Source organism: Streptomyces sp. NPDC004658, assembly GCF_040609555.1.
In the GTDB taxonomy this organism is placed as follows: Bacteria; Actinomycetota; Actinomycetes; order Streptomycetales; family Streptomycetaceae; genus Streptomyces.
Window position 1 is genome coordinate 1 of sequence record NZ_JBEXKG010000343.1, and the last position, 2956, is coordinate 2956.

Here is a 2956-nt window from a genome sequence, read left to right on the forward strand (position 1 = left end):
GACGGTCCGGACGTGCCGTTCGCCGGTGGCCGTGTGCCGGCGTGTGCCGGCGCGTCGGCCGGTCCCCGCGGTTCCGCCGGAGCCTGGGCAGCCACCGGTTCCGGCGTCGCAGGTGCTCCCCGCGTACCGGAGGACCCCGGTGCGCCGGGCCGTCCCGGTGGTGCCCCCGCCTGCGGCCCCGCCGCCCGGGACCGCTTCACCGGGATGCGCAGGACCGTGCCGCACGGGCAGCCCAGTTCCGGGTGGGGCCAGTGGCCCAGGCGCCCGCAGGCGGCGCACGGCACGGTGACCCACTCGTCGTCCCAGGCGCGGTGCGCCGCCACGGCCGGTTCGGCCGCCGGGTCCAGCCCTGGCGCGGTCGGCGCCCCGCACACGCACGGATACGCCGGCGCGGTGTAGACGTGCGCGCGCCGGCAGGCCGGGCAGCGCACCGGAACGCTCTCGGGCATGGCCCACTCCAAGGCGTCGCGTCGGGACGGCGCTCCCATGGTGCCCCTCGCCGGCCGCTCCTGTCCGGCGCTTGCCGGTGTCCGGACCACTCTTGACGACCTTCCCCCACCCCCTTACATTGCTTCCAGATAGTAGAAATCAATTTCCGCAATGCGGAAGATGGTGGTGCTCACCGCGGGGCGCGACGGGAGTACGCATCCGACAGCCGAAGCAGGAGTACTCGATGGCCCGTATGACCGCTGCCCGCGCGGCAGTTGAGATCCTCAAGCGCGAGGGCGTCACCGACGCCTTCGGTGTGCCGGGCGCGGCGATCAACCCGTTCTACAAGGCCCTCAAGGAGGGCGGCGGCATCAACCACACCCTCGCCCGCCACGTCGAGGGCGCCTCGCACATGGCCGAGGGCTACACCCGGACCGCGCCGGGCAACATCGGTGTCTGCATCGGCACGTCCGGCCCCGCCGGCACCGACATGATCACCGGCCTGTACTCGGCCATCGGCGACTCCATCCCGATCCTGTGCATCACGGGCCAGGCGCCCACCCACGTGATCCACAAGGAGGACTTCCAGGCCGTCGACATCGCCTCGATCGCGGGGCCGGTCACGAAGATGGCCGTGACCGTCCTGGAGGCCGCCCAGGTCCCCGGCGTCTTCCAGCAGGCGTTCCACCTGATGCGCTCCGGTCGCCCCGGCCCGGTCCTGATCGACCTGCCGATCGACGTCCAGCTCACCGAGATCGAGTTCGACCCGGAGACGTACGAGCCGCTGCCCGTCTACAAGCCGGCCGCGACCCGCGCCCAGATCGAGAAGGCGATCTCCTTTCTTCTAAAGTCGCAGCGCCCCGTCATCGTCGCCGGCGGCGGCGTCATCGGCGCCGACGCCTGCGACCTGCTGGTGGAGTTCGCCGAGCTGACGCAGACCCCGGTCATCCCGACCCTGATGGGCTGGGGCGCGCTGCCCGACGACCACGAGCTGAACGCGGGCATGGTCGGCGTGCAGACCTCGCACCGGTACGGCAACGCCACCTTCCTGGAGTCGGACTTCGTCCTCGGCATCGGCAACCGCTGGGCCAACCGCCACACCGGCTACAAGCTCGACGTGTACCGCGGCGGGCGGAAGTTCGTCCACGTCGACATCGAGCCCACCCAGATCGGCAAGATCTTCCCGCCGGACTACGGGGTCGTCTCCGACGCCAGGGCCGCGCTGGAGCTGTTCGTCGAGGTGGCGAAGGAGCTGAGGGCCGCGGGCAGGCTCCCCGACCGCTCCGACTGGGTCGCCTCCGCCCAGGAGCGCAAGGCCACGCTGCTGCGCCGTACGCACTTCGACAACGTGCCGATGAAGCCGCAGCGCGTGTACGAGGAGATGAACAAGGCCTTCGGCCCGGACACCCGGTACGTCACCACGATCGGCCTCTCCCAGATCGCCGGCGCCCAGATGCTGCACGTCTACAAGCCGCGCCACTGGATCAACTGCGGCCAGGCCGGCCCGCTCGGCTGGACCGTCCCCGCCGCGATCGGCGTCGCCAAGGCCGACCCGGACGCCCCGGTCGTCGCGCTCTCCGGCGACTACGACTTCCAGTTCATGATCGAGGAACTGGCGGTCGCCGCCCAGCACAGGATTCCGTACGTCCACGTGCTGGTGAACAACGCCTACCTGGGCCTGATCCGCCAGGCGCAGATCGGCCTGGACATCAACTTCCAGGTCAACCTGGAGTTCGAGAACATCAACACGCCGGAGATCGGTGTCTACGGCGTCGACCACGTCAAGGTCGCCGAGGGCCTGGGCTGCAAGGCGATCCGGGTCACCGAGCCGGACCAGCTGGGTGCCGCCTTCGAGCAGGCGAAGAAGCTGGCCGCCGAGTACCGGGTGCCGGTCGTCGTCGAGGCGATCCTGGAGCGGATCACCAACATCTCCATGAGCCGCACGATGGACATCAGCGACATCAGCGAGTTCGAGGAGCTGGCCACCGAGCCCGGTCACGCCCCGACGTCCGTCAAGCCGCTGAAGGTCTGACCCGCCGCACGCACCGCGCACCGAAGGGGCGGCCCGTCATCCGGACGGGCCGCCCCTTCGTCGTCCGCACGCGCCCGGACCTCAGTCGAACCCGCCGCCTCCGCCGAACCCGCCCCCGTGGTCGTGCCCGCCCCCGTAGTGGTGCCCCCCGTGGTCGTGCCCGCCGTCCCAGCCGTCGTACCTGCCCTCGTCCCCCACGATGTGGCGCAGGCTCGTGCCCCGGCCGAACGGGAAGCGGCCCTCGTCCGCGAGCGCGCCCCGGCCGGTGAGCCCGGCCTCGCGGGCGAAACGCGGTGCGAGGACGGTCAGGGCCCGCTCGCCGTACAGCGCGACGGCGAGCAGCGCCTCGTCCTCGGGCAGCCCGTCGGGGCCCTCGGGCAGCGGACGTCGCTCGCGGAGCTCCGCCACCAGGCGGCGGGCGGCACGGGTCCGGCGGGGCGGCAGCACCCGCAGCAGCCCCTGCGCCGCCAGCTCGGCCCGCATCCGGGCGAGGGC

The 2956-nt window shown here is 72.0% G+C and carries 1 protein-coding gene and 2 pseudogenes; 1 reads left to right on the plus strand and 2 read right to left on the minus strand.

All coding sequences use genetic code 11. The annotated features are described in order from the left end of the window. Nucleotides 1–449 (minus strand): annotated as a pseudogene (locus ABZV94_RS41050) (hypothetical protein); the annotation flags it as partial. A gap of 224 nt (nucleotides 450–673) precedes the next feature. Between ABZV94_RS41050 and gcl the strand changes: the two are divergent. Further along, nucleotides 674–2461 carry a glyoxylate carboligase gene (gene gcl, locus ABZV94_RS41055; RefSeq protein ID WP_356350146.1) on the plus strand — a complete coding sequence of 596 codons (1788 nt, stop codon included), beginning with the start codon at nucleotides 674–676 and terminating at the stop codon, nucleotides 2459–2461. An 81-nt stretch (nucleotides 2462–2542) separates the two neighbouring features. Here gcl and ABZV94_RS41060 read toward each other — a convergent pair. Then, nucleotides 2543–2956: pseudogene (locus tag ABZV94_RS41060) on the minus strand (TIGR04222 domain-containing membrane protein); the annotation flags it as partial.